This window comes from Paenibacillus sp. CAU 1782, from assembly GCF_054551715.1.
In genome coordinates, this window is the sequence record NZ_JBTOLL010000015.1 from 24,487 (window position 1) to 46,199 (window position 21,713).

At 41.8% G+C, this 21,713-nt stretch carries 25 protein-coding genes and 1 pseudogene; 23 read left to right on the plus strand and 3 right to left on the minus strand.

Features of this window, described 5'->3' with window-relative positions; all coding sequences use genetic code 11:
- The first annotated feature begins 131 nt into the window (after positions 1-131).
- The 19 genes and pseudogenes from ACX93W_RS21500 to ACX93W_RS21590 all read left to right on the plus strand — a co-directional run bounded on the left by ACX93W_RS21500 (position 132) and on the right by ACX93W_RS21590 (position 17,269).
- Complete coding sequence (locus tag ACX93W_RS21500; RefSeq protein ID WP_459394425.1) at positions 132-1,079, plus strand: ATP-binding cassette domain-containing protein; 948 nt, start codon at positions 132-134, stop codon at positions 1,077-1,079.
- A complete protein-coding gene (locus tag ACX93W_RS21505; RefSeq protein WP_459394426.1) occupies positions 1,048-1,803 on the plus strand; it encodes an ABC transporter permease in 756 nt (251 codons plus the stop codon). The genes ACX93W_RS21500 and ACX93W_RS21505 overlap by 32 nt, the downstream gene beginning before the upstream one ends.
- A gap of 180 nt (positions 1,804-1,983) precedes the next feature.
- The gene (locus ACX93W_RS21510; protein WP_459394427.1) at positions 1,984-2,685 is read left to right on the plus strand and encodes a response regulator; all 702 of its coding nucleotides are present in this window, start codon (positions 1,984-1,986) and stop codon (positions 2,683-2,685) included.
- Positions 2,682-3,869: a sensor histidine kinase gene (locus ACX93W_RS21515; RefSeq protein ID WP_459394428.1), complete on the plus strand. Its 1,188-nt coding sequence runs from the start codon at positions 2,682-2,684 to the stop codon at positions 3,867-3,869. The genes ACX93W_RS21510 and ACX93W_RS21515 overlap by 4 nt, the downstream gene beginning before the upstream one ends.
- Positions 3,870-4,031: 162 nt before the next feature.
- Positions 4,032-5,396, plus strand: a complete 1,365-nt coding sequence (locus tag ACX93W_RS21520) for an MFS transporter (RefSeq protein ID WP_459394429.1) — start codon at positions 4,032-4,034, stop codon at positions 5,394-5,396.
- Between the two features lie 178 nt (positions 5,397-5,574).
- Positions 5,575-6,660 (plus strand): tyrosine-type recombinase/integrase, encoded by a 1,086-nt coding sequence (locus tag ACX93W_RS21525; protein WP_459394430.1) that lies wholly within the window; start codon positions 5,575-5,577, stop codon positions 6,658-6,660.
- A 224-nt stretch (positions 6,661-6,884) separates the two neighbouring features.
- Positions 6,885-7,577 carry a hypothetical protein gene (locus ACX93W_RS21530; RefSeq protein WP_459394431.1) on the plus strand — a complete coding sequence of 231 codons (693 nt, stop codon included), beginning with the start codon at positions 6,885-6,887 and terminating at the stop codon, positions 7,575-7,577.
- 277 nt (positions 7,578-7,854) lie between these two features.
- On the plus strand, positions 7,855-8,451 hold the full coding sequence (locus ACX93W_RS21535; RefSeq protein WP_459394432.1) for a restriction endonuclease: 597 nt from the start codon (positions 7,855-7,857) through the stop codon (positions 8,449-8,451).
- A gap of 174 nt (positions 8,452-8,625) precedes the next feature.
- Positions 8,626-9,705 (plus strand): restriction endonuclease, encoded by a 1,080-nt coding sequence (locus ACX93W_RS21540; protein WP_459394433.1) that lies wholly within the window; start codon positions 8,626-8,628, stop codon positions 9,703-9,705.
- A gap of 274 nt (positions 9,706-9,979) precedes the next feature.
- Positions 9,980-10,462 carry an exodeoxyribonuclease X C-terminal domain-containing protein gene (locus ACX93W_RS21545; protein WP_459394434.1) on the plus strand — a complete coding sequence of 161 codons (483 nt, stop codon included), beginning with the start codon at positions 9,980-9,982 and terminating at the stop codon, positions 10,460-10,462.
- A gap of 255 nt (positions 10,463-10,717) precedes the next feature.
- Positions 10,718-10,978: a hypothetical protein gene (locus ACX93W_RS21550; RefSeq protein WP_459394435.1), complete on the plus strand. Its 261-nt coding sequence runs from the start codon at positions 10,718-10,720 to the stop codon at positions 10,976-10,978.
- 104 nt (positions 10,979-11,082) lie between these two features.
- Positions 11,083-12,094, plus strand: a pseudogene (locus tag ACX93W_RS21555) (transposase).
- Between the two features lie 10 nt (positions 12,095-12,104).
- Positions 12,105-12,755: an FRG domain-containing protein gene (locus ACX93W_RS21560; RefSeq protein WP_459394436.1), complete on the plus strand. Its 651-nt coding sequence runs from the start codon at positions 12,105-12,107 to the stop codon at positions 12,753-12,755.
- A 179-nt stretch (positions 12,756-12,934) separates the two neighbouring features.
- Complete coding sequence (locus ACX93W_RS21565; protein WP_459394437.1) at positions 12,935-13,546, plus strand: nucleotidyltransferase domain-containing protein; 612 nt, start codon at positions 12,935-12,937, stop codon at positions 13,544-13,546.
- Positions 13,547-13,800: 254 nt separating this feature from the next.
- Positions 13,801-14,079, plus strand: coding sequence for an immunity 53 family protein (locus tag ACX93W_RS21570; RefSeq protein ID WP_459394540.1), 279 nt, complete (start codon positions 13,801-13,803; stop codon positions 14,077-14,079).
- Positions 14,080-14,287: 208 nt separating this feature from the next.
- Positions 14,288-14,839 carry a DMP19 family protein gene (locus ACX93W_RS21575; protein WP_459394438.1) on the plus strand — a complete coding sequence of 184 codons (552 nt, stop codon included), beginning with the start codon at positions 14,288-14,290 and terminating at the stop codon, positions 14,837-14,839.
- Positions 14,840-15,070: 231 nt separating this feature from the next.
- A complete protein-coding gene (locus tag ACX93W_RS21580; RefSeq protein WP_459394439.1) occupies positions 15,071-15,844 on the plus strand; it encodes a HEPN domain-containing protein in 774 nt (257 codons plus the stop codon).
- A 261-nt stretch (positions 15,845-16,105) separates the two neighbouring features.
- On the plus strand, positions 16,106-16,456 hold the full coding sequence (locus tag ACX93W_RS21585; RefSeq protein WP_459394440.1) for a VOC family protein: 351 nt from the start codon (positions 16,106-16,108) through the stop codon (positions 16,454-16,456).
- 546 nt (positions 16,457-17,002) lie between these two features.
- Positions 17,003-17,269: a hypothetical protein gene (locus ACX93W_RS21590; RefSeq protein ID WP_459394441.1), complete on the plus strand. Its 267-nt coding sequence runs from the start codon at positions 17,003-17,005 to the stop codon at positions 17,267-17,269.
- A gap of 2 nt (positions 17,270-17,271) precedes the next feature.
- On the opposite strand, the gene ACX93W_RS21595 is transcribed toward ACX93W_RS21590, so the two are convergent.
- Entirely contained in the window at positions 17,272-17,655 is a 384-nt protein-coding gene (locus tag ACX93W_RS21595; protein WP_459394442.1) for a pepsin/retropepsin-like aspartic protease family protein, read from the minus strand.
- Positions 17,652-17,912 carry a hypothetical protein gene (locus ACX93W_RS21600; RefSeq protein ID WP_459394443.1) on the minus strand — a complete coding sequence of 87 codons (261 nt, stop codon included), beginning with the start codon at positions 17,910-17,912 and terminating at the stop codon, positions 17,652-17,654. The genes ACX93W_RS21595 and ACX93W_RS21600 overlap by 4 nt, the downstream gene beginning before the upstream one ends.
- Before the next feature lie 324 nt (positions 17,913-18,236).
- Between ACX93W_RS21600 and ACX93W_RS21605 the strand changes: the two genes are divergently transcribed.
- The 4 genes from ACX93W_RS21605 to ACX93W_RS21620 all read left to right on the plus strand — a co-directional run bounded on the left by ACX93W_RS21605 (position 18,237) and on the right by ACX93W_RS21620 (position 20,756).
- Entirely contained in the window at positions 18,237-18,614 is a 378-nt protein-coding gene (locus tag ACX93W_RS21605) for a VOC family protein (RefSeq protein WP_459394444.1), read from the plus strand.
- A 194-nt stretch (positions 18,615-18,808) separates the two neighbouring features.
- Positions 18,809-19,321, plus strand: coding sequence for a GNAT family N-acetyltransferase (locus ACX93W_RS21610; RefSeq protein ID WP_459394445.1), 513 nt, complete (start codon positions 18,809-18,811; stop codon positions 19,319-19,321).
- A gap of 59 nt (positions 19,322-19,380) precedes the next feature.
- Positions 19,381-19,866: an NUDIX hydrolase gene (locus ACX93W_RS21615; protein WP_459394446.1), complete on the plus strand. Its 486-nt coding sequence runs from the start codon at positions 19,381-19,383 to the stop codon at positions 19,864-19,866.
- 182 nt (positions 19,867-20,048) lie between these two features.
- Positions 20,049-20,756 (plus strand): metallophosphoesterase family protein, encoded by a 708-nt coding sequence (locus tag ACX93W_RS21620; RefSeq protein WP_459394447.1) that lies wholly within the window; start codon positions 20,049-20,051, stop codon positions 20,754-20,756.
- Between the two features lie 291 nt (positions 20,757-21,047).
- Here ACX93W_RS21620 and ACX93W_RS21625 read toward each other — a convergent pair whose 3' ends face one another.
- A complete protein-coding gene (locus tag ACX93W_RS21625) occupies positions 21,048-21,404 on the minus strand; it encodes a hypothetical protein (protein ID WP_459394448.1) in 357 nt (118 codons plus the stop codon).
- Positions 21,405-21,713 lie beyond the last annotated feature (309 nt).

A 21,713-nucleotide genomic window follows, 5' to 3' on the forward strand; every position in this document is an offset into this window, starting at 1 on the left:
CCTTTTATACTGTAGAAAGCCCAAACGAGATGGGCTGGTTAAAGGCTTAGACTAGGATCGCTTGTGTGACATATAAGCTAAGGTCTGTATCACTTAAGCGTGACACAGGAGGAGAAGAAGGAGGAAGGCAGATGTCGGCATTAGCGCTGCAGGCGTTTCAATTGTCCAAGAGCTACAAGCGGCAAAAGGTGTTAAACGAGGTGAACTTGGGCATTCGGAAAGGAAGCATTTACGGTTTTATCGGGCAAAATGGAGCAGGGAAATCGACCTTTATGCGTATCGCGGCAGGTCTGGTAGAGCCAAGCTCGGGCGGACTGGAGCTGTTTGGATGCGGCGGGGGAGGAAGCCTTGTTGAGGCAAGAAGAAGAATCGGCATCGCCATCGAAGCGCCAGCGTTATACCCTCATATGACAGCGTCGGAGAACGTGGAGGTATTTCGGCTTCAAAAGGGAATTCGCGATAAGGAAGCCGTTAAGCAGACTCTTCGGCTAGTCGGCCTGGAGGAGACGGGGAGCAAAACCGCGGGGAGCTTCTCGCTTGGCATGAAGCAGCGGTTGGGTTTGGCTTCGGCGTTGATCGGACGGCCGGAGTTGCTCATTCTGGACGAGCCAACCAACGGGCTTGATCCGGTTGGCGTTGTGGAATTGCGGGAGCTGCTTCTGCGGCTGAACGCGGAGATGGGCATTACGATTCTGATCTCCAGCCATATTCTGAGCGAGCTTTATTTGTTGGCGACGGACTATGGCATGATTCATAACGGGCGTATGCTGGAGCAGCTGACGGCCGGCGAATTAAAGGAGAAGTGCCGCCAATATCTCCATATACAGGTCGACGAACCTGCCAAAGCATTGGCGGTATTAAACGAAGAGCTGCAAAGCCCGGATTGCAGGCTGGAAGAGGACGGCACTATTTTGCTAAGGGAATCGGATGTTCAAGCGGGCCAAGTCTCGGCGGCCTTGTTCAGGGCGGGCCTTGAGGTTCGGCAATTGGCGTCGCGGGGCGAAGATTTGGAGCATTATTACACCAAGCTGATCGGGGAGGCTTCGCATGGGCAATCTGCTGAAATCCGAGCTGTATAAAATGTACAAGGAGCCTTCGCTCAGGCTGCTTTTCCTGACATTTCTCATTACCGCCAGTTTGTTGACGGTGTTTCTACATGTGTTTAGCCCGGAGGATCGGGGCGTGACCGGAATGACCGGTCTTAGCAATGCGTTGCAGATCAATATCGTTTTGACGAAATTCAGCTTGGCTGTGCTGGGAGGTTTTTTTCTATCGCGGGAGCACGGGTTAGGCACGATGAAGCTTTCGGCTGCTTCGGGGCATGGCAGAGGGCGCATCTATGCGGCAAAGCTTGTGGCCTATTTGACTGGAGTCGTGCTGCTATCGCTGATGTTTCCTCTGATTTGCACGCTTGGGGGGACGCTCTTGAACGGTTTTGGTTCGTTTCCCGATATAAGCGGAGGCGTTTATGCGTTGCGCTCCATTGGTTTTACGATTCTGTACGGCGCGGCATTCGGGACGTTGGTGGCCGTATTCGCCATCGGCACCCGGATGAGCGGCATTACGGTGGGCGCAGTGATGCTGTTTCTGCTCTTTTTCGATTCGGTCTCGCAATGGCTGGCCAGCCAGTGGGCACTCTACAAAACACTGTATGAGCATTCGATTTTTCATTACTTTATGGACATTGCCACAAATCGGGTGCCGGCATCCGGGATGCCAGAGCTTATTATTGTGCCGCTCTTGAGTATTGCGGTGTTTGGCTGTCTGGGAGTCATTGTTTTTCGCCGGATGGAAATCAAATAGTGAGGGAATGAGGTGAATCCGATGAACAAAAAAATCATCTACGCCCTGCTCACCATCGTTGCGGTTGTACTGCTGTTGCTTTCCATGATCGGGTTTGAAACGGTGTAAGCTTTATTTTACGAGGGGACCGCAATTGGGTATGATTAGGGAACCAGTGATAACGAAAGGTGCTATGCGGTCATGCCAAAGGAACGGATTCTGATTGTCGAGGACGAAAAAGAAATTGCCGAGCTGTTAAGGGATTATCTGGAGCTGGAGCGGTACGAAGCGGTGTTGTGCCGCGACGGGGAGGAGGCGCTCCGGCTGTTCGAGCTGTACAAGCCCCAGCTGGTTATTCTGGATATTATGCTTCCCGGATTGGACGGGATGGAGATTTGCCGGATTTTGCGCGGGCGTTCGAATGTGCCCATCATCATGCTCAGCGCCAAAAAACGCGATTCCGACAAGGTATTGGGTTTGGGACTTGGAGCGGACGATTATGTGGTCAAGCCTTTTAGTCCAGGTGAAATTGTAGCCAGAGTCAAGGCGCAGCTTCGCCGGTTCAACGGTCTTGCGACGCCTTCCCATACGCCGGATGTGCTGCGTTATCCCGGACTTGAGCTGGATTTGAAGGGATACGAGGTACGGGTGGAGGAGGAGAAGATTCATTTTTCGGCAAAAGAGTTCGAGGTGCTGCGATTTCTGGCGTTGAATCCCAATCAGGTGTTTACGAGAGAGCAAATCTTCGCCGGCGTTTGGGGCATGAACGAATATGGGGACATGAATACGGTGGCGGTACATATCCGGAAGCTGCGCGAAAAGATTGAACGGGAACCCGCCAATCCGGCTTATCTGCTCACTGTCCGGGGAGTCGGGTATAAATTCGATGGAGGGGCGCGATGAGATATCGGGGAATTACATTTCAGCTGTTAGCCTCGCTTATTGTGCTGCTGCTGCTGCCGCTGCTGGTTATTCCGTTTGCGACTTTTGCCGTTGTCCCCGGCAGTGATTCGCAGGAGGGGCCTCAGTATTTTAGCGTGTCGCTGTCAGTGGTGGCGATGGTGGTTCTGCCCTTGATGGTTTGCACGCTGCTAACGGCAAGGATGATTAAGAAAAAAGTATTGAATCCGCTCAAGGAGTTAACGGTGGCGGCCGAAAAGATCGTACAAGGCAATCTGGATTTCCAGGTTGCCTACCGGTCGGATGATGAAATGGGCCGGCTTAGCTCGATGTTTGAGTTAATGCGGCAGCGTCTGGTCGAATCCGCGCAAAATCAGCAAGCCTATGAGCAGGCTCGCAATGATCTCATTGCGAGTATTTCGCATGATTTGAGGACGCCGCTGTCCTCCATTCGAGGATACGTGGAGGGGCTAAAAGACGGCGTTGCCAGGGATAAAGCCCAATTCGACCGCTATCTGACCGTCATTCGAGACAAAACGGACAAGCTGGACGAGCTGATGGAGGACCTGTTCCAGTTCTCCGAGCTGGAATCCGGCCACTTGCCGATTAGCTTTCAGGAGTATGACAGCCGTCTGCTGCTGGAGTCTCTGATGGCCCCGCTGGAAAAGGAGTTTTTTGAGGGAGCCGGCGAGTATTCGGAAAGTGGATGGGGGGATCGAAGCGCGCTTCCAACGGTGAAGGTAGCGGACGCTGGAAGCGGGCTGCAGGACGGTGGCGCTTTTGTCGGCATAAAAAGTGCCAAGCTTATTGTGGGCAGGCCGTTTCCCGAGGGTAAGTTGATGGCGGACCCTGTTCGACTAACGCAGGTGTTCGATAATCTAGTCGGCAATGCCGTCAAATATGCCGGGGCGGGAGCCGTTATTTTCATTGATGCGTCTGTTTCCGGTTCGGAGCTGGAGGTTACGGTCCGAGATAACGGCCGACCGATTGCGCCTGAGCATTTGCCGCATATCTTCGATCGTTTCTATCGGGCAGACTCTTCCCGAAGCGGCGACGGAAGAAGCTCCGGCCTTGGGCTCGCCATATGCAAATATATTATTGAAGAACACGGCGGCGTCATGGGGGCCTCTTCCCAGGATGGGGAAGGGAACCGGTTCTATTTTCGACTGCCGCTGTTAAAAGAATAGATTGCGCAATTGCCGGTTTTCATCTTGACAAGATGAAGCCGGCGTTTTACTATCATCTTATAGACCGACTGTCGGTCGAGTGTTTTGTAAAGGCAAAGGTTGAGGCAAAAAAAGACAAAAGACCATTGGGCAACAAGAGCAGGAAGAAAGGATGTTGTGTTTATGAATAATAAATCGTTTGGCACATTTTTGATCCTATGGGTGGGACAGTTCGTGTCCAGTATTGGCAGCGGGTTAACCGCTTTTGGGCTTGGGGTGTATGTGTTTCAGCAAACGCAATCCGCTACGGCTGTTTCGATGGTGACACTAAGCGCATTTTTGCCTATTATTCTGTTGGCGCCGGTGGGCGGCGTTTTGGCGGATCGTTTTGACCGAAGGCTCATGATGCTGGTCGGAGACGGCGGAGCGGTTATCGGGTTGGCTTATCTGTTGTTCCTGTTGGCTACAGGTGAAGCGGCGCTTTGGCAAATTTGCACAGCTGTTGCATTCAGCTCTATGTTCGCTTCCTTGACGGAACCAGCATATCGGGCCAGCATAAGCGATTTGCTGACGGAGGAGCATTTTGCCAAGGCCAGCGGGATGGTTCAACTGGCCGGAGCGGCCAAGTTTTTGATTTCGCCCGTTGTGGCGGGCCTTCTATTGCGAGTGGTGGAAGTAGAAGTGTTAATCATGCTGGATATCTCGACGGTTATTGTGATCTTTTTGACCATTACGGCTGTTCGCAGGAGCTTTGGCGCCAAGTCCGCTAAAGCCGGGCAGCAGGGTACAAATTCGAAGAGTAAAAAAACCAAACGTCAGCCCATTGTTCAAATGGCTCACGAATTGCGGGAAGGCTGGCAATTGGTCGTAACCAATCGTGGGGTATTGATGCTGACGCTGCTGCTCACTGCGATCACATTTTATATGGGTTTTCTGGAGACATTGTATACCCCGATGGTGCTTCCGCTATCCGATGCGCGAACGCTTGGTATCGTTCAATCGGTCAGCGCAACGGGGTTGCTGCTTGGCAGCTTGTTTATCGGGCTGTTCAGCAAAAGCCGCCACTACGTGCGCATGTTATCCGGCGGGCTGCTGATTGCGGGGCTGTTCTTTTCCCTGATCGGAGTGTCCGCCAATGTATGGCTGATTGCCGCAGCGGGATTCCTATTTTTTGCTGCCATGCCTTTTGTTAATACGGGGGCGGATGTATTGATTCGAACGAATATCCCAAATGAAGCGCAAGGCAGGGCATGGGGCATTATCGGGGTTGTGTCGCAGCTGGGTTACGTGCTGGCATATGCGTCTGCCGGGCCTCTTGCCGACCACGTATTTAATCCATTGTTGGAAGTAGGCGGCGGTTTGGCTTCGACGGTAGGGCAATTAATTGGCACTGGCCCGGGACGCGGAATTGGGCTTTTGTTCATGGTAGCGGGAGTGTCCGTTATTGGGCTTGGGGTGGTTGTAGCCAGGATGAGATCTGTTGCTTTGCTGGAAAAGAAAGCAGCTGTTGATATTACAGGACCGGCTGATGTTTCCGCAAAGGCTTGATCCTTGTAAGGATTAATGTAAAATATATGGATAAGCGATTGCGCCTTTCGTGGTAGAGCCGGAGAGTCGAATATCCAAAAGCATTGGAGATCTTACGTTTGCTGACAAGCAAACGGAGGGTCTCTTTTTTTCTGTTAGCGCTTGATAATTTTGGTATACTGAGGGGAGATGGGAGAATATGCATGTTTTTGTAGGTAAAAAGGATGATTTCTTGTTATTTGTCAAAATGGAACGGTTTAGCTCGGCAGATGTGCAGGCTATTAAGGGACTTAAAAACCGACAATGGCAGCCGGCGGAGCGAGCCTGGGCTGTGCCTTATACGATTGCCTGTATAGAGGAATTGTGGGAGTTGGTGGTTTCCTGTGCCGACTCTTTTGAGATTCAGGAAGCCTTGATGGAGGAATGCCCTTTTTGGATTGAAAAGGTGGAGGAACGGCAGCGAGAGAAGTTTCGAGATGGAGCAAATGGCGCAAATGGAACAAATGAGTATAGCGAGAAAGCTGCTATGGATGATTTGACAAGGAAATTAATGTTGCGTGGCTATAGCCATCGTACCATCAAGGCTTATTGTGGGCATGTAAAGCGATTTGAAGCATTTAAAGCTGAGGGCGAAAGTCGTTTGTCTAGTATAGAGGACTATTCGCTTGCTCTGCTTGGGAAGGGGAGATCGCATTCTTTTGTCAATCAGGCTATTAGTGCTCTCAAGTTTTATTCAGCGCATGTGCTGGGAGAGAAACAGGGAGCATCGTTTGTACGGCCTAAAAAGGAGCGGAAGCTGCCAAACGTATTGTCTTCAGGAGATATGCTTGCTCTGTTGAGGGTAGTGAAAAATGCCAAGCATCGAGTACTCCTGTATTTGCTATATTCCGCGGGACTTCGGGTTGGCGAGGTAGTCAGGCTGCGAATGAGAGATTTGGATTTTGAGCGTAAAGCCATCACTGTTCGGCAGGGCAAGGGGCGCAAGGATCGTGTCACGCTGCTCTCTGATGCGGCAGGATTTGTGGTCAAGGAATATGCAGCGGGTATGAGTGCAGATCAGTGGCTATTCCCGGGCCAGGATGGGAGAAGGCATTTGACGGAGAGGAGTGTGCAGAAGCTATTTGAGCGATGCAAAAGCGAAGCGGGAATTGATAAACCGGTTAGCGTTCATTCTCTAAGGCATTCCTTCGCCACGCACTTGTTGGAGGGTGGAACCGACCTGCGATATATTCAGGAGCTCCTGGGCCACCAGAGTAGTAAAACGAAGAACGGTATACGCATGTAAGCGTAAAAGATGTTCGGCGGATTCGTAGTCCGTTAGATGGGTTGATGAAGGGTGAATAGTTGGAGAAATGATGTGGATTTACAGGTGTGCTGGGCGTGAATTACTGCAGGGTGGGGGTATTCACGAACAAGTTCGCGAAAAACCGCAGGTATAGAGTTTTTAGCGAAATACGTAGATAAAAACGTTAGGCGAAATACACAAAACTAAAGGAGAAATACTAATTTATGAGCAGAAGGTTTACTACGAATGAAATGATTACTTTAATTATTGCATGCATTGCATTGTTATTTTCAGTTTTTAGTTGGATATATAATACATACTATACAGTCCAAAAGGATAAGAAAGACGAAATGGAATTAATAGATATAAGATTAATTGGCATTTCAAATGAAGAAAAAGTCTTATATCAAAAAATGAACCTTGGCAATTTAGGAGAAGCAATTATCCCATTGAATTATGAGGTATTGGTATCGAATAATTCAAAAAGAACTATTTCAATTATCGATCATGATCTAAAAGAATTGGTCGGAGATAGTTCATTTTATTACAGTAAATTGATTAATAAGGTCACTGTTAATAGTAAAGAAATTGAGTATCCTATAAAGATTGAAGAAGGAGAGAGTAAAAAATTTGAGTTTAGTATAAACCTTTTAATAAAACCAGAAGTAAACAAAATGCTGACCCAAAAATATCAATATAATTCACTAATTCCTTTTGAAGAATTAATGATGTTTCTTCACGTAAATGGATTAGATATCTATGGGAATAAAGTGAAAACTACAATTGTAGGGGAGTCTGTTCTTGTTGAGTTAATTGGTGAATATTCAACACCAATTTACAATGTAGCATTTACTACTGCGAGAATTAATCACTTTTCAAAATTGCTGAAACAAAACGATTTGTTTAAAGAGATGTAAGCATGTACTTCGCCTAACACCATGTTCACGCATCGTCGCATACGCTCCTCGGTCCGGCAGAAGTTAAGAAGCGAGGAAGTAGATTCAGCCGGACAACCCTGCAAGGCTAAGTGGCGGAGCCACCCGGCAAGAATCAATCGCTGTGCTCGATTGATCGGCAGCTTAAGCCTTTCGGGCTCGTGAACAAAAAACGTTATGTGAAAATTCTATCAAGTGCTTTAAAGACTGAAAAATAAAAATAAAATTTAAGTTGATAACATCATAGAAATGAAAGTAGGTGTTGGAAATAAACCCATACCGTGGATTTGTCGCTAGCATTTCAGCTACGGATTTTGAAAAATATTGTCTTGAAGTATTGAAGGCATATGCTGAAACTGAAATGCTTAAGGATTTTTCAATACTTCATAATCAAAAAGTTCAGACCAGTGATGGAGAATATCAAATAGATATTATGGCTGAATTTATCGCCTTGTCCGTAAGTTTTAAGGTAATTGTTGAGTGTAAGCGTTATACAAGACCTGTAGAACGTGAAAAAATCGTAGTTTTAGCGGATAAGGTACGAAGTTTAGGAGCACACAAAGGAATATTAATTTCTACTTCTGGTTTTCAAAGCGGAGCAGCGGAATATGCAAAGCAGCATGGCATTGCTCTGATACAAATATTTGATAAGGTTGTTATGCATATTCAAGCTTCTGGCGATCCTCAAGTGAATCCAATACTCGCAGAATTTATTGAACGCTCTCCTGAGTTTTACGCCTATCAATGGAGTACTAATCTAACTGACTTTCCTGATAAAAAGATATATCCATCAGAGAAAATGGTGCTGAAAATCAGGGAGGAAATAATGAAAAGAATCCCTAAAAGAACTGAGTAAATATAACTTTCTAATAGAACCTCACATAACATTATATTCACGCATTGGGCATACGTCCTCAGTCCGGCAGAGGGATTTCGGGGAAGAAGGAGCTGCCTGGCACACTTGGCATTCGCCAAGCGTCGTGAACACAGGAACGTTATGTGAAAAATTCTTATAAACAAGGAGGAAGAAATGAAAAGAGAAATCATAGATCAATATGAAAAATTAGCAGCCCCACCAAAAGATGCTGATGGAAATTGGTATAGACAAAGAGGAAGAGAACTAGAAGTTCTTGTTCAGAAACTTCTAGATTTAGAAAAGCTTGAACCTAGAATGCGATATAGACCTGAAGGAGAAGAAATCGATGGTTCCTTTCTGTTAGGGGATAAGGTATATTTGCTTGAACTAAAGTGGCATAGTGTAGAACTTCCTGCATCATCTATATATCAATTTAAGGGGAAAGTAGATGGGAAGCTTTTAGGAACTATAGGTATTTTCATTTCATTATCAGGATATAGCAAGGATGCTGTTGACGCACTGAGTCTAGGGAAAACTTTAAATGTTATTTTATTTGATAAAGAGGACTTTGAAGTTTGTGTAAAAGAAGAGTATGGATTTAGGAAGGTACTAACTACTAAATTGAGACAGGCTGCTGAGGAAGGTATAGTTTTCTTCCCGTATAACTCAGTAAGTATACAAAATGATTTAAAGGAAACGATAGAACCTACTCTACCTCAAGTATTAAGTTATCAATCTATTTCCGGAAGTATTGTGTCTGAAAATCAGATAAATAAGATTAACACCGACATAATATTAATATGCGAAGGCAATAGGGATAGAGAGATACTGTTAGGACTCATGAAAAAAATTATAAAAGATAAACCTATTAAACGAGTAACTATAGTTGTCGCCATGGGGAAATATGTAATGCCTAAAGTTATTAATTCAGTAAGGTCACAGGTAGATTCTGATGCAGATATCTTAGTTATTGTTGATTCAGATGGTGAAATAGATAAAACTATGAAATTCTTTATAGAAAAGGCACATTTAAAACCTAACAACATTATTATTACAGATCCTTATATTGAGACTTGGATATTTAATGAATTACCAGATAGAATATCAGACTATATGCAGCGAAATGCTCAGCGATCCAATCAAACTGTTGAACAATATATCAAAGGTATTGTTGATTCCATTAAAATTGATGACTTAATCAAAAAAGATAATAGTTTTGAGAAATTCTATAATTCCATCGTAATCAAAAAATAGTGCAATGTAGTTCAATGAAGAAAGAATACTTCACATAACATAATATTCACGCTGCGGATATTCGTCCTTGGTCCGGCATACGCCGGACACCCAGCATGTGCTGGATCGTGAATACATGAACGTTATGTGCAATTGCCAAAACAAAAAAGAGGACGCTCCTCGGTCTGGTAGAAGTAGTAGGCAGGGGAGCGTAATCAGCCAGACACACCCGGCATTCGCCGTGCGTCGTGAACAAAAAACGTTTTGTGAAATATGAATTCAAAGGAGATCTTTAATGAGGAGAAATATTGCTTTATTTATTGCGAATTATGACGATGAAATATCTACTTATAACGAAAATGAATTAAATAAATATTTAGAATTAACTTCATTAGAAGAATATCTAAAGTGTCAAATTGCAATGCTTGATATTGGGGCAAATGTATATTTGATTGATAATTATTTAAATGAAGGGAAATTTAGATTGCTTATTGATTTATTAAATGATGAAAGAGACGAAGAAATGGAGAAGTATTTTTATGACGATAGAATTATTAAAACTTATAAAAATCGAGAAGTTTTTGCTGTAAATACTAAAAAGATGATTGATGCATTAAAATCTTTTATCGGAGTAATGACCTTTGGTAAATATAAGGGTGAGAGAATTGAAGATGTAATTAGGAAAAATCCATCATATTTTGATTGGATGAAAGTTAAAGGGATGACTGATTATCCAGAATATAAACGTTATTTAATAATGAAAAATGCTGAATTGTAAGTGAGTCGCAGAAGCGATTTCATACTTCACATAACACAATGTTCACGCATCGTCGCTGTCGCTCCTCGGTCCGGCAGAAGTTGAGAGGCTAGGAAGCAGAATCAGCCTGACAACCCTGCAAGGCCAAGTGGCGGAGCCACCCGGCAGGAATCAATCGCTACGCTTGATTGATGGGCAACTTAAGCCTTTCGGGCTCGTGAACAAAAAAACGTTATAAGAAAGATATACATATTGAATAATAAGGAGATTCGAAAAATGTGGAAAGAAATAATTATAGAGAACTGGCATCATTTCTATTCTTCTGTACTTAACTTAGAGTCAAAAAAATGGATTTTTAGAGGTCAAGCGTCAAAAGAATGGAATATAACGTCCAGTCTATTTAGAGAGCTAGATAGGGCAAAAGATTTAATAAATAGTAATGGTGGAGAGTGGGAAAAGAAAAAGAATATATATGAAAAAGAATTAATAACTCAACTTTCGCAGCTGCAAATTAGCTTGAATGCCTTGCGGATGTAAGAATTGAGCCTGTTTTTTCCTTGACTTGACAAAAAAACACCTTCTTCGTTTGGTATCATGGAAGTGTCGAGCAACCATGCAAACAAAGAAAGGTGTGTAAATCTATGGTACACCATCGTTCCCTGTATGACCAGTCTCGTTTTTCAACTGTTTTTCACACTTTAAAAATTGGTCATCTCCTTCGCCAGGCTGGCATTCGCAAGTCGTTTGGCCTTTCTGCGCTTGCTGTTTTTCAATTGCTTTTCTCGCTTGTGTTTGAAGGGAAGAATTGGTTCCGACTGCTGGAGAGCAGCCGCGGCACTTCATTGCCAGGCAAAGATGTGGTCTACCGTTTCTTGAATCATTCAAGCTATGCATGGCGAGTTTTTCTTCATTCGCTTAGCTTTACGGTGGTTCGGCAGTTTGCCGCGCTTACATCAGCCAAGCGTGTAAAAGTATTCATTTTGGACGACTCCACTCTTCAGCGGAATCGCAGCAAGAAGGCGGAACTGCTTGCTCGTGTGTTCGACCATGCAACCGGTCGATTTACCAAAGGATATACCTTGCTAACGCTTGGCTGGTCTGACGGCTTCAACTTGCCCCTATTGACTTTGTCATGGTTCGGTTATTGTCCGGTCTTCTTGCGGTATGCTGGTTAAACTCGTCTTCGTTCAAAACCGCAATAAGCGGCGTGAAGGGCTGACCATTCTCAGTACGGATCTAACTTTAGAGCCAAATAAGATTGTTCGCATTTGCGGCATGAGGTGGAGCATCGAGACGTTTTTCAAAGTAACCAAAAGCTATTTGAAACTAGGAACCGAGTTTCAAGGCCGTTCCTTTGATATGCTCATCAGCCATACGACCGTCGTATTTAGCCGTTACTTGGTGATGGAGTTTGAGCGACGGCAAACCGGAGATACACGCTCGCTTGGTGGGTTGTTTTTCTTGTATGCGGATGAAGTTCGTGATTTAGACTACCAAACTGCACTTGGACAACTGATGACGTTATTCTTAAACTTGGCTAGTGCATCGAGCAAGGCTGACAAACAGAATGTATGGTGTCAACTCCAGCAGTGGATGGCTGATTTGCCCTTGTACATCAAGGGGTTATTCGGTAATTCAAGCTGCGAAAGTTGAGTTAATAAGAATGTTTAAATCACAATCACATCTTTACTTGACCATAAACCCAGATAGCCATTTGGATATTATTAAGTTAATACAAGATGAACCGAATAATGAGTATACAAATAATAAACTTGAGTGGTTGTCATTAATGCAACATTATGGAGCGCCTACACGAATGGTTGATTGGACATTTTCTCCATTTATTGGATTGTTCTTTGGAGTTGAAAATGCCAAAGAAGATTTTGCATTATATGCAATTAATTTAGAATATATTAGAGAAAAAAACAAGTTAAACTTCAAAAAAACAGAGCTTTTACTAAACAAACTTTTCATTCAAGTGAGTCAAAAAAATTTATTTGTATATCCCTTTGAGCCACAAATAAGTAATGAACGGATTTTGAAACAACAAGGACTTTTCATGGTTCCAAGTTCAAATTATAGAACATTAGATTATTTACTTTCTCAATATGATATTGAGAATGGGGTTGATGAAAAAGGTGAAGTTGTTGCATATAAGTATATTGTTAGTAAGTCATTGATTGTTGAATGTATTAGAAATTTAAGATTGATGAATATTACACCGGATTCATTGTTCCCAGGATTAGAGGGATTCAGTAGAACTTTTAAATTGCATTTATATGATACAACAAATAATTTGAAAAGAGTCTTTTAGCTTTTCGAGATGGCATATCCTTCTTATAACACCATATTCACGCATCGGGCTACGCCCTCGGTCCTAGAAGCGGCTTCGGAGAAGTAGTTGCTGTGGACACACCCGGCATTCGCCGGACGTCGTGAATATACAAAACGTTATAAGAAATCCCCGCAAGAGCCTTAAGTTCAAATAATGAGGTGAGAATAATAATTTCTCCTGATCTCGACAAAGTCGAATTGTTAATGAAATCTTTTAATAGGCCTTGGTTTATTGCAGGGGGTTGGACAATCGATCTAGCTATTGGTGAAGTCACAAGAACCCATAAAGATATGGATATTTGTATTTTTAGAAGCGATATAGAATACGTTATTTCTTATTTTCATGACTGGGAAATTCAAGTGGCAATACCTGGGGAAAGTCGATTAGAACCATTTCAGTCTATAAGTGATTTAGATCTACCAAGGTATTGCTTACATTTATTTAAGGATGAAGACTTTATTGAAATACTCGCTACAGAATTAATTGAAGATGAAGTAATCTTTAGAAAGAATAGAAATATAAAAATGCACATAAACAATTTTATTAAAGGAAGTCTTGAAAGACCGTTTGTAAATCCGGCATGGCAATTATTATTTAAAAGCCTAGGTACAAGAACTGAAGATGAACATGATTTTAAGATCTATTTAGAACGAATGAAGGACAAGCAATCAAAACAATGGTTATTAGAAAGCATGATAAAGACCAATGGCAATAAGGACTGGATAAAGGATCTTGCTCGCGCACTCGAAGAAGGCGGGAACATCTTATAACACCCTGTTCACGCATCGTCGCAACCGCTCCTCGGTCCGGCAGAAGTTGAGAAGCGAGGAAGTAGATTCAGCCGGACAACCCTGCAAGGCTAAGTGGCGAAGCCACCCGGCAGGAATCAATCGCTGTGCTTGATTGATCGGCAACTTAAGCCTTTCAGGCTCGTGAACAAAAAACGTTATGTGAAATTCATGAAGTGCGATAGACAACGAATACCGAAAGAAGGAAGGTCGAGACGATTAACTACTTAGAATGGATTGAGGAATGGTATGAACGTCAATGCAATGAAGATTGGGAACATACAAATGGAATAAAGCTAGATACCATAGATAACCCAGGTTGGGTGTTAGAAATATCTTTAGAAGAAACAGAACTAGAAGAAAAGTATTTTAAACAAATTGATATTGAACGAAGTGAAACTGATTGGATTCACTGTAGAGTTGAAAATTGGGTTTTTAAAGGTTATGGAGGAGTGAAAAATCTACAAGAGATAATTAGGACATTTAAGGAATGGACAGAACTTGAAACAAAATAATAGAAATTTTGATTTGTTAATTCATAGAAGTCATGAACTTCACATAACACCATATTCACGCATCGGGGCATTCGCCCCTCGGTCCGGCAGAGGATATTGACAGGGTAGCTGTATCAGCCGGACGGCATTCGCCGGGCGTCGTGAATATACGAAACGTTATCTGAAACCACACAAGAAATTATTAATAAGTGAGTGTGATCGAAGAAGAATGATGAATACTAAAGATCTAATTAATAGATTACTTCCAATGGATAATATCCTATCAATGTCTGGTGAAGATATAGTGGGACATATTGCAATTAATATATATGGTAAAGAATATGCTCACTTAAGGAAGTCACTCGATCAAGTGCCAATCGTATTCAGGGACATTGTATTACTAATTAATCTAGATACAGAGTTATCTATGAACGGAATATTAGGTTTTTTAGAGAACCCAAGTGGCGCATATTTTGATCAAACTATTGATGCGCTTGAAAGAATACTAGCAGATAAAGATTTCAATATTATGAAGAGCATCAAAAACTTATTAAATTCAAATGGAATTAATGTAAGTTCATTAAGAACTAACGTCAATAATCTTGAAGAATTTCAGGTATCCAGCTTTTCCAGAACACATGGGAGAGAGAGTATTAACATAATAAATTCAATTGAAATCTTGGCTGGACAGCTGTACTTGTATCGTGATGATAATGACTTATTTGAATATCTTTTTAAATATGTTGAGGTAAATAAGGTTGATATAATTGGATTAATTTAGACGGATATTAAGAATTGCTTCGAAGTGTGTGGCATCAGATAACACCGTATTCACGCATCGGGCCCATCCGGCCCTCGGTCCGGAAGAGGGATTTGGGGAAGAGGAATCAGCCGAACAACCCTGCACTGGCTAAGTCCGTCGGACCCGCGCATACGCGCTTAAGCCAGTGAGGGTTCGTGAATACAAGAACGTTATCTGAAAGAAAAATAGAATAAAAGAGGGAGTAATTGAATGCCCAGAGTACCGATGAATTCAGCCTCATATATGAAGTTAAAAGAGCAAATTCAATCATCTTTTGATTTTGTTTATGTAGTTTGCCAGGCTGTCCCTTGTATGAAATTACAAGCGAGTTTAGTGCAAAAAAAGCAGATACCCTCTTTACCTAGTCCTGACTATTTTAAGGTTTCAAATTCTATTGAACAAATTCGCGGACAAGCACAAAACTATAAGCCAGAATTGTGTAAGTATATTTTATTATCATCTTTTAGCTATTTTGAAGCTTTTGTAATCGACATAGTAAGGGAGTTAATTGATTTTCATGGTGGTTCTGATGCTTTTGAGGGGCGCGCAGAACAGCAAAATAAGTTAGCGATAAATAATCAATATGAAAAGTATCTAAAAGAAAAAGTTGCACTGTATAAACGAGTTCCTAACCATCGAGACAGACAAAGATCTTCGTCTAGAACATTAATAGCAGCAGACTTTGTCTTTCCTAGTCAACTATTTTCTTCCTTTGGGATAAAGATGTTGATCGAACAGTTAGGCAATTTAAAATCAGTAGATATTCCTAAATATATGAAACGAGTATTTAACTTAGAGTTGGAAGAGGAACAAGTGAAAAAGTATCACACCATAAGAGATCTAAGAAATCAAATTGCTCACGGAAATTCTGTTGAACTAGACTTAAAACAAGTGAATCAAATGAATAATGAACTGAGACAAATTGCTTTAACAATAGACCAACATCTTATGAATCATTTTTTTATTTCTGAAGAATTTATTTAACTGATTAGAATGAATGGTGTTCCAGAGAGGATTGTTCCTTCAGATAACACGATGTTCACGCATCGTCGCATCGGCTCTTCGGTCCGGCAGAAGTTGAGAAGCGAGGAAGCTGAGTCAGCCGTACAACCCTGTAAGCCTAAGTCTATCGACCCGTTCCCGCTGGTCACTTAAGGCTTTCGGGCTCGTGAAAAAAACGTTATCTGCAATTCGCGCAAGACTAAAACCGTAATAGACTATTAAGTTCAAAGGAGATAAAACCAAATGAATATAAAAGAAACTGGATTCATTTTATTTTTAGAAAATTACGAAAATAATGTTTCGTTTTATACAGAGCAACTTGGACTTAAGGTCAGAGAGGAAAAAGATGGTCTCTCAAAACTTGATTTTGGTGGAAGTTATTTAATGATTGAAAATAATGGTGTATCGAATTTGAATGAAAAGAATAGGGCTCAAAACCCTACTGTTATAAGAATAGAAGTGCAAGACTTTGATACAACAGTAAAAGAACTTGAAAGCCGAAAAGTAAAAGTTGAAGCACTTAAATTTGATTGGGGGACTGTAGGAGTTATTATTGATCCAGAAGGAAATAGAATTGAAATAAAGGATTTCTAGTAGTCTCGAAGAAGGTGCGAACAGCAGATAACACCGTATTCATGCTGCGTCGCCTCCAGCTCCTTGGTCCGGCCGAAGAAGAAGAAGCTGGTTTAGAAGAAGTGAATTCAGTAGCAGAGAAGCAGATTCAGCAGGACAACCTTGCACTGCCTAACGGCGTCGCGGCCACTCCCTCCGGTCGTTTAAGGCAGTGAAGGTTCGTGAATACAAAAACGTTATGTGAAACCTGTGCAAATACTTAAAGGAGTTGAACTTAATGAATCGGTTAGCTGCAATATCAAGACCAATCAAGAGGATATACAAATTAGTTTTTTCACAATTTAAAACTAAGTGGACTCTTAATGATTACCCTATCGAGTATAGGCAGCAAGAAATTCGAGATCTTTCTGATACAAATCTAACTATGTTTCCTTGGGAAGCTAGGATCATTAATTGGTATTGGATGAATGGTGATGGACATTCAAAAAAGAGGCGTATGCAAAACTTAAAGAAAAATTTGATGTTTATAAATCAGAAGGTCATGAACTACCAAGGCCAGGAACAAAAGTGCAAATTAAGTTTGCTAGTGTAGCAAGGATAGACAACCTTGATATAGAGGCATTTCAATTCTTTAAAGATATCTTTGAAATGGACTACTACGAAATGTTTATCTCCGATGAATCATCGATGTATGATTTTTGCTGGACTGATGATTCACTATTGGAAAAACAAGAAAGAATAAAAGAGATTTATAATATTAATAGTAAAGAAATTGAAGGATTGAAAATTGTGGGGATTTTGGAGCGAATCAAGGGAGGCACAGGCATCACATAACACTATATTCCCGCATCGGGCATTCGCCCTCGTATCTTTAAACCGAATGAGGAAAGAATATCAACACCCAGAATCGCATGGAATCCATAAGGCTCTTTAGTCAAACCTAATTGAATTGTAAATGATTCAAGAAGGATGTGATTAATTTTTAGGTGTTGAACATTCTGTTGGTAACATAATTCACTTTGGCCGCCAACGCCATACATTCTTACTGCTTTTCCATTAATAAAGTCTGGATCTAAACCAATAGGTTCTACAGAATCTGTATCTAAAATAGTAGTGGCACAACCTGTGTCCAGAAGGACGTTATTTAGAATAATAGACTTATGATTGTATGTTAGAACTAGAGGAACAATAGGAAGACCGTTAACTAATTTGATTTTCATTGAAGACCCCTAACTCCAGTGAATGGTTGTTCAATAACTTTAATATGTTCATTGCCAGTATAGAAGACATACAATTCACGGGATGGATCTGAGAAGTGTAACCTTTTATAAGTATCCCAAGCTTCTTTAGGATTGATATAATTAGATATTACAGACATTTCATTTATTGTTCTTTTGTTACTAATTGAATGAGACGTTAATGCCTCAACAAGAACCCAACAATCTGGAAACTGATCACGAATATTAATCCACTTCAAGCTTATACACCTCCGATAAGAACTTATGAATTAATTGTACAACCCAATGGAAGATCAAGCAATGTAATGGTGTTTCAAAGGAGAATGAACCAGCGTATAACACCCTGTTCACGCATCGTCGCATCCGCTCCTCGGTCCGGCTGAAGTTGAGAAGCAAGGAAGCGGATTCAGCCGGACAACCCTGCAAGGCTAAGTGGCGGAGCCACCCGACAAGAATCAATCGCTACGCTTGATTGATCGGCAGCTTAAGCCTTTCGGGCTCGTGAACAAAAAACGTTATGTGAAACTAGTGTAAGATCATTAAACCTAAGAGGAGAGTGAAAAATGATGAAGAAATTTATCAGTCATGTTCAAGTTCCTGTAAATAATTTGGAAGATTCAATTTATTGGTATGTTAATTGTTTGGGGGGTACACTTGCGGCTGATTTTGGAGTGTTTGCAATTATTGAATTAAACGAAGGACCTAATATAAATCTATGGAAGACGGATGATAAAACTACAAGTACATTTACCGTTGATGGAAAGCCATTTCCAACAATAGGTATAGAAGTAGAGAACATAGATCAGGTAATTGCTTCAATTAAAGAATCTGGATCTGATTATGAAGGTAATGGCTTACCAGTTATTGACGAAGAAGGACGTAAGTTCTTCCGTTTTTTTGATCCAACCGGAAATATGATTGTAGTACATGAAGAGTCTTAAGAAATGCGGATAGTAAGCATTTCGAAGACGACACTGGACGACACTGGCACCACACAACATCATATTCACGCATCGGGCGTTCGCCCTCGGCCCCAGAATTGGCTTCGAAGAAGTGGTTGCTGTGGACACACTCGACTTCGTCGAGCGTCGTTAACATATAATGTTAGACGAAACACTTGAAAACATAATATGAGGTGAAATCACTGATTCAATACACTATTAGACCAATTAGAAAAGATGATATTACATTTCTATGGGAGATGTTATATGAATCATTATTTGTTTCAGAAGGTCAGGAACCGTTCAGTAAAGATATTATTCGAGATCCATTCATTTCAAAGTATGTTGATGGTTGGGGACAAGAGGGGGATTTTGGATTTATAGCGATTAATCATGAAGATCAGTCTATCGGTTCAATAACAGCTCGATATTTTAATGAGAACAACAAAGGATTCGGATATATTGATAAAGACACACCTGAATTAGGAATGGCAATATTAAGTGAATTCAGGGGGAAAGGAATAGGAACTGCATTATTAAACGAATTATTTGAGGAGGCCAAGAAGAAGGAAATTAAGAAGCTATCACTTAGCGTTGATCCGTTAAATCATGCTGCTGAACATCTTTATCGAAGATTTGGATTTATTGAAGTGGGAAGGGTTGGAACATCAATTACAATGGTTGTAAATCTAAAAGAAAAGAAATAATGATATTTTGTGAAGTGCTTTTTTGAAGATCATTAATTTCAATATAAGGGACTGATTCGATGTTCTTTGTAAACTCAAGAGCCATCATTGAACGATTGAATAACGAAGAAATTGAGATTGTAATTCAAAGAAGAGCAAAACATGATTCGTCATTAAAGTTTGAACTCCCAGGTGGGAGAATAGATCTTTTTGAATCTTTGACTCAAGCGGTTATTAGAGAAGTCAAAGAAGAAACTGGATTAGATGTTTTTGAAATTGAAGGAATTGAAACAAGAGTAGATACAAATGGGATTAATTCTGAATTTGAAGTGGAATGTCTAAAGCCGTTTGCAGCCTATCAAAACATAAAAGGACCAGTTGATTCAGTAGGATATTATTTCAGATGTAGAGCAAGTGGAGAGTTATTAGAAGCTGGAGATGAAACAGTAGATATTCAATGGATTAATATTAAAGAGCTGAATGAACTGTTTTTGAAGAACCCAATAGACTTCTCAGATGTGGATAGGGCAGGAATTAAATTTTATCTGAAATATCAAGGATTTTGAAGGTGATTGAAGATGTCACAAGACTTCACATAATATCGGGGGAGTAAGGCAGTCGGACAACCCTGTGCGGGCTAAGTCCGTCAAACCCGGGGCATGCGCTCCTTAAGCCAGTGAGGGTTCATGAATACAAAGACGTTAGGTGAAATCCCTCTAGAGTTTAAACATTATTATAGGAGATTCTCATGAAGCGAATAATTATGATTAGTGATCTTCACGGATGTATCGATCAATTTAATCAGATGTTGTATCTTATTAATTACAATTCAGACAATGACCAATTACTATTGCTTGGTGACTATGTAGATCGGGGGCCAAACAGTAAAGAAGTAGTTGATAAGGTAATTGAATTAGTAAAAAAGCATAATGCTATTGCTTTACGAGGCAATCATGACCAACGATTAGTTGATTTGATAAATAATAATAGCAAATTGATTCAATCAAAATTTCTAGAACATGGCGGACTTCATACCATTCGAAGTTATTGTAATATAAAAAATGAAATTTCGGATGATATATTGAATCAGGCGAGAGAAACTATTAAGTCTTCTTTTGGTCACCATCTTGACTTTTTAAGCAAATTACCTTTATATCACGAAGATCATGATCATATTTATGTTCATGCCGGTTTGAATCCGAATTTTATGAATTGGAAGAATCAGTCGGAGTACGACTTTATGTATATTAAGGATGAATTCATTAAACACAAATTTGAACTAAACAAAAAAATCATTTTTGGACATACAAAAACAATAGATATTCATGGCACTTCGAATATTTGGTTTAGCGATGACAAGATAGGAATTGACGGTGGATGTGCTTACGGAATGCAATTAAATTGTTTGATTTTTCAAGAAGGATCCTATATTACGGAACGAATTAAGAGATATTGAAGTAATTCAAGAAGGGGAGGGACAAATTAAAGAACTAGAGTAGCATATGCGTGTTTCTCGAAAACACGTGTATGTAAGACAATATTTTATTAGACGAGTGGTCTTTGCAAGCGAAAAATGCTTAAGTTTGCTGCGGAAAATGCCGAGGCCACCTGCCAGTGTAATTTTACTGCGGAATACGTTCCATCGCTTGCTTTAGTCGAATCAGACGACCATAGTGCTGCAAACTCACGGCCGCTTGGGTGCCCGGAGGTGAGAGCGTCTCAGTCCAAGCTACCAGATTGTCCCGGATTACTTGCATGAGTCCAAGCGCCGTTGTTTGCTCAGCGCTCGTGGCTCGCTGGATGCCGTTCGCAGCACCTCAGCAATCTGTGCCATCGAGTAGACGCCGCACCAATGCGCTAGCGCCTGCAACCTCTCTTTGCGCAAGGCAAGGTCGGTAACGCCGACATAGACCTGCACCGCCTCCGGCAGCATCCGGATGAACTGCGAGTGGTTGACGCTGCCCGGCTGAGCGTGACCGACCAATGGAATGGTCGTCCCTTCTACGCGAATTTCACCATACGTGTTCAGAACCGCTGCGCCCAGTCGAACGGTTCGAAGTCTTCCTCTGGCAAGGTCAAGAGTTGCGCGCGATTTGCTTCCCACAGCTCGGCGTTCCCCTACTCGTGACCGCTGTACGGATTGAAAAACACCGTCTCGATTCGGTAGTGGGCGTAAAAACGTTGAAATCCCTCAGGTAGCTGACGCTACCTGTAAATGCATTCTCCGTTCGCAGTTGCTGAAAGATCCGAACGCCGGTGTGCCGCTGCTTGCGCGGGAGAAGTTGATCCTCCTCCAGCCAGGTGTCTGCTATCTTCATACAAGGCCCCAAGACAGGACTGCTACTCTTGCGCTTGCCAAGAGACTCGATCCAATTGCTTTGATCGGCGTACCGCTTGGCTGTTCGCCAGTGAA